At 35.7% G+C, this 5,702-nt stretch carries 5 protein-coding genes; 4 read left to right on the top strand and 1 reads right to left on the bottom strand.

From position 1 onward, the window contains the following. Positions 1-91: 91 nt before the first annotated feature. The 4 genes from P8M54_RS10855 to P8M54_RS10840 are packed head-to-tail and all read left to right on the top strand — an operon-like array spanning position 92 to position 4,851. Entirely contained in the window at positions 92-2,287 is a 2,196-nt protein-coding gene (locus P8M54_RS10855) for an ATP-dependent DNA helicase RecQ (RefSeq protein WP_300287868.1), read from the top strand. Between the two features lie 37 nt (positions 2,288-2,324). Beyond that, positions 2,325-3,029, top strand: a complete 705-nt coding sequence (locus tag P8M54_RS10850; RefSeq protein WP_300287866.1) for a TIGR04283 family arsenosugar biosynthesis glycosyltransferase — start codon at positions 2,325-2,327, stop codon at positions 3,027-3,029. Then, on the top strand, positions 3,019-3,813 hold the full coding sequence (locus tag P8M54_RS10845) for an SDR family oxidoreductase (protein ID WP_300287864.1): 795 nt from the start codon (positions 3,019-3,021) through the stop codon (positions 3,811-3,813). Before P8M54_RS10850 ends, P8M54_RS10845 begins: the two co-directional genes overlap by 11 nt. Positions 3,814-3,822: 9 nt before the next feature. Next, complete coding sequence (locus tag P8M54_RS10840) at positions 3,823-4,851, top strand: VOC family protein (protein ID WP_300287862.1); 1,029 nt, start codon at positions 3,823-3,825, stop codon at positions 4,849-4,851. 1 nt (position 4,852) lies between these two features. Here the strand turns inward: P8M54_RS10840 and P8M54_RS10835 are convergent. Then, on the bottom strand, positions 4,853-5,702 hold an 850-nt coding region (locus P8M54_RS10835), incomplete at its 5' end, for a 1-acyl-sn-glycerol-3-phosphate acyltransferase (RefSeq protein WP_300287861.1).

The raw sequence follows: 5,702 nt of genomic DNA, 5'->3' as shown, positions 1-5,702 counted from the left end.
ATCAAAACAGAATGTTTAAAATTTGCGTGTGTAAAAGAATTTAGTATCTTTATGTAGTGCAAATTTATACAAAATACCATTATAATAAAGAATGAATTCAAACGAAATTGATATCCATAAAGAATTAAAGAAATATTTTGGCTTTAGCCAATTTAAAGGATTGCAGGAGCAAGTAATTCAAAGTTTGTTAGCAGGACAAAATACTTTTGTAATCATGCCAACAGGCGGTGGAAAATCGCTTTGCTACCAGTTACCCGCTTTAACTAAGGAAGGAACCGCAATTGTTGTGTCGCCTTTGATCGCTTTGATGAAAAATCAGGTCGATGCCATTAGAAGTTTGTCTTCGGAAAATGGAATTGCACATGTTTTAAATTCATCGTTAACTAAAACTGAAATTACTCAGGTTAAAAAAGACATTACCTCCGGCTTAACTAAGCTATTGTATGTCGCCCCAGAATCCTTAACCAAAGAGGAGAATGTTCAGTTTCTTAAAAATGTAACCATCTCATTTGTTGCTATTGATGAAGCCCATTGTATTTCTGAATGGGGACATGATTTTAGACCCGAATACCGAAATTTAAAAAACATAATCAAGCAGTTAGGTGATGTGCCAATTATTGGACTTACCGCTACGGCTACTCCAAAAGTGCAAGAGGATATCCTTAAAAACTTGGATATGGCTCAGGCCAAAACTTTTAAGGCTTCGTTTAATAGACCTAATTTGTACTATGAGGTCCGAACAAAAACTAAGAATATCGAGTCAGATATTATTCGATTTATTAAACAACACAAGGGGAAATCAGGTATTATTTATTGCTTGAGTCGCAAAAAAGTAGAAGCAATTGCCGAAGTTTTGCAGGTGAATGGTATTAGTGCCGTCCCGTATCATGCTGGTCTTGATGCCAAGACAAGAGCGAAACACCAAGACATGTTTTTGATGGAAGATGTTGAAGTGGTTGTGGCTACAATTGCCTTTGGAATGGGGATCGATAAACCCGATGTTCGTTTTGTGATTCATCATGATATTCCAAAATCGCTCGAAAGTTATTACCAAGAAACAGGTCGTGCAGGTCGTGATGGAGGTGAAGGCCATTGTCTAGCCTACTACTCTTATAAAGATGTAGAGAAGTTAGAGAAATTTATGTCAGGCAAGCCCGTCGCTGAACAAGAAATAGGTTTTGCATTATTGCAAGAAGTAGTGGCTTATGCCGAAACATCCATGTCTAGACGTAAATTCTTGCTCCATTATTTTGGAGAAGAATTTGATGGCGAAAACGGAGAAGGCGCTGATATGGACGATAATGTACGTAACCCTAAAACCAAAATTGAAGCACAAGATCAAGTGGTACAATTGCTAAAAGTGGTACGAGATACGAAACATTTATATAAGTCTAAAGAAATTGTTTTTACCCTGATTGGTAGAGTCAATGCTGTCATAAAAGCACATCGAACAGATGTTCAATCTTTTTTTGGTTGTGGTATTAAGCATGACGAGAAATACTGGATGGCTTTGCTGCGGCAGGTCCTAGTTTCAGGATTTCTATCGAAGGATATCGAAACTTATGGTATTGTAAAAATTACTGCAAAAGGATTGGATTTTATTGATAATCCTACTTCTTTTATGATGTCTGAGGATCATGAGTATAATGAAGTTGGAGATGAAGCCATCGTTACTGCGGCTAAATCTTCGGGAGTAGTGGATGAAGTTTTAATGGATATGCTGCGTGATTTACGTAAAAAAGTAGCTAAAAAATTAGGTGTCCCTCCATTTGTTGTTTTTCAAGAGCCTTCACTAGAAGATATGGCCCTTAAATATCCTATTTCTCAAGTGGAATTAATTAATATTCACGGTGTAGGGGAAGGAAAAGCTAAAAAATATGGTGCTGAATTTATTGCTTTGATTAACAGGTATGTTGAAGAAAATGATATTGTAAGACCCGATGATCTTGTTGTGAAATCGACTGGAACAAACTCAGTAAACAAATTATATATTATCCAAAATATCGACCGTAAATTATCATTAGATGATATTGCGAAAGCCAAAGGGCTTACCATGGATGCCTTGATAAAGGAGATGGAGCAAATTGTTTATTCAGGTACTAAACTAAATATAAAATATTGGATTGACGACATGTTAGACGACGATCAGCAAGAAGAAATTCAAGATTATTTTATGGAGTCAGTAACGGATAAAATAGAGGACGCTTTGAAAGAATTTGAAGGAGATTACGATATCGATGAATTACGATTTATGCGAATAAAATTCATTAGTGAAGTCGCTAACTAAAAAAAACTTTAAAAAAAATCCTTTTGCTTCTTCCTTTATGATGTTAAGTATTATTATTCCAACTTACAATGAAGCCAAAATAATTGGTGATTTAATTCAATTGCTCCAATGTAATTTAGTAGGCAAAAATGCCGAAATTATTGTTTCTGATGGTGGAAGTAATGATCAAACAGTAGAGATAGCGCAACAACTTGGTGCACTTGTTTTAGTTTCTCCAGTGAAGGGTCGTGCCGGACAAATGAACCATGGAGTGAGGAAATCCAATGGGGATGTTTATTTTTTTCTACATGCTGATAGCAGTCCTGTGCTTACATTTTATGATGAAATAGCAAGCTCTATTAAAAATGGCTTTAACTGTGGTAGTTTTAGAACAACCTTTGATAGTCCCAGCTTCCTTTTAAAAATAAATGCTTATTTCACGCGATTCAATTACTTGTTTTTTAGAGGTGGAGACCAAGGTGTCTTTGTTACTAAAAAACTGTGGGACGAAGTAGGAGCGTACAAAGAAGAAATGGTCATCATGGAGGATTATGACTATATCGCTCGCTTGTGGAAGTCCGGCGTTTTTAAATTAATTCCAAAAGCAACTCTTGTATCTGCCCGTAAGTATGACGAAAATTCTTGGCTTAGGGTTCAATTAGCCAATTTAAAAATTGTTAGGATGTACAAAAACGGTGCTTCTCAATTAGCAATAATCGATAAATATAAGGAACTTTTAAGGTACAGAAAAAATGCATTTTAAAAATAAAATCGTTTGGATTACCGGTGCCTCCTCCGGAATTGGTCAAGAATTAGCGATTCAATTAGCACAAGAAGAAGCAGTTCTCATTCTGACAGCCACAAACGAATTGGTATTGAATCAAATGAAACAAGAGCTAAAAAATACAGTAGTTCATGTTTTGCCTTTTAATTTATTAGATATAAATGCCATTCCTGATTTAGTTACTACAGCCATTTCGTTGGAAGGAAAAATTGACTATGTCATTCAAAGTGCAGGTATTAGTCAACGTGCACTGGCCAGTGCTACTTCAATGGATGTCTACAAAAAATTGATGGATATTAATTATTTTGCTCCTGTAGCCCTTACCCAAGCTATTTTACCTTATTTTAAGGAGCGAAACAGCGGAAATATTACAGTAATCAGTAGTATTGCGGGATTAATTGGATTCCCCTTACGATCGGGCTATGCTGCGTCTAAGCATGCTATCAAAGGTTATTTAGAAACGTTGCAATGCGAATTATATAAAACCAACCTTACTATTTCTCTCGTATATCCAGGAAGGATCAATACTAATATTTCAAAAAACGCTCTAATTGGCAACGGACAGCAACATGGCGCCACTGATGAGAATAATGAGGTAGGTATGGAGGTAGACGTATGCGTAAAAAAAATAATAAAAGGATTGCGCTCTAACCAAAAATCAATTATCATTGTTAAAGCAGAGCGTATTTTATTTTGGTTGTGGTGGTTCGTTCCGTCACTCTATTATAAAATTGCCAACTTTAAGGGATTACACAACAAATAATAAAAGCAGATGCATCAATTTTTATCAGGGATTCAACAAGTGGGCATAGGGGTTACAGATGCACCTGCTGCAATGCATACCTATAAGCATTTATTTGGAATGGATGTTTTAATCTTTGACGATGAGGCCAAGGCAGCTTTGATGACACAATACACCGGAGGATCAGTATACAATCGCCGAGCCATTTTAACCATGAATCTTCAAGGCGGTGGTGGCTTAGAAATATGGCAATATTTAAACAGAACACCATTGGAATCGCAGCCTATTGAAGTAGGTGATCTAGGAATCAATGCTGTGATTTTAAAATCAGCTAATCTTAAGAGCTCACATGCAAGATTGCAGAAAATAAAAGAAATTGAAGTTTCAGCTATCGTAGATTGTCCGGATAGTGGTAGCCACTTTTGGGCCACCGATGCGAATAAAAACAAATTTAAAATAATCCCTTCACAAGATTGGTTTCAATCAGGTAATCATGATTTAGGCGGCGTAGTAGGTGGTGTTATTGGTGTTTCAAACATGGAAAAGTCGCTGTTTTTTTACCAAAATGTAATTGGAATAGATACGGTTCTTTATGATTTTGAATACAACCAAGATGGACTTTCGTATCATAAAGTTGGTCTTAGTAAAAAAGCCACAGGAAAAGGTGCTTTTAATAAATTACTGGGCGATGTAACTATCGAGTTAGTGCAGGTCAAAGGCAAAGTCGCTAAAAAAATATACGAAAACCGTTTTTGGGGCGATTGTGGTTTTATTCACTTGTGTTTTGATGTTTTAGACATGGATAGTTTAAAAAATCATGCCGAAAGCAATCACTATTTCTTCACCGTTGACAGCAATAATACTTTTGAAATGGATAACGCCTCAGGTCGCTTTTGTTATGTCGAAGATCCTGACGGTACCTTAATTGAATTAGTTGAGACCCACAAAGTTCCAATTTTGAAAAAAATAGGATGGTTTTTAGATTTACGAAAAAGAGATCAAGAGAAACCATTACCTAAATGGATGATTAAAATACTAGCTTTAAGTAAGGTAAAATAAATTAAACACCTTTGTGCTGCGCATAACACCAAGCGGATAGCGGAAAACTCAAAAACAGGATTATTGCGACCGTAGCGTTAAAAAGCAGTCCTACTATTATCGAAAGTAGTAGTACGATGACAGGATAAAAAAACAACAATAAGCCAAAAAGAACCGAGTCGTAAAACACGGTATTTTTGGTTTTTTTGAATGCAATGTTTTTAAAAACACGATAAATTCCCCAATTAAGGGCATAGCCTATACCAGCAGGAAGGAATAACAGTACTTTTTTTAAAACTGATGAGGTTCCTGTAAATAAGTGAATCTCTTCTTTTTCTGATTGGATGATTAGATTTTCGCTCAAACCTTCTTTTAGTTTTTGATTGAAGTTATGGTAAAACTCGGACTCTTTTTCTTTTAGTGTAACTTCAAATTCAGCATTAAAATTCACCAGAACTTGTTTTGGATTGGAACCAAACGAGGAGTAGTTCAAGTTTGTCGGCTGGATTTTTACATTAGGAATTGCCTGTTGAATAGCCATTAAAGCCAATCGACCGGTACCTTTTTTTAAAGGTCTTAATTTCCATTCATTGATGCATAAGCCTTCTGAAAAAATCAAGATAGTTTGGTTTTTTTTTAATAAATCCAAACAGCGATTAAATGTGTCCTCATTTTTTCCTAGATTACTTTTTCCTTCGCTAAGTCTATAAATTGGAATGAGGTGTAGTGCAGTTAAAAACTTAGCAACAAGTGGTTTGTTAAACGCATCTCCTCTTGCTAAGAAATAAATGGGCTTAGGATAGCTGACTGCAATGACGATAGCATCAAAAAAAGAATTGGGGTGATTAGCCCCAATTATTTTCGGATGGTTA

This window comes from Flavobacterium sp., assembly GCF_029242675.1.
In the GTDB taxonomy this organism is placed as follows: Bacteria; Bacteroidota; Bacteroidia; order Flavobacteriales; family Flavobacteriaceae; genus Flavobacterium.
The sequence above is the reverse complement of the archived record's forward strand: the minus strand, read 5'-3'. Positions and strand labels throughout refer to the sequence as shown.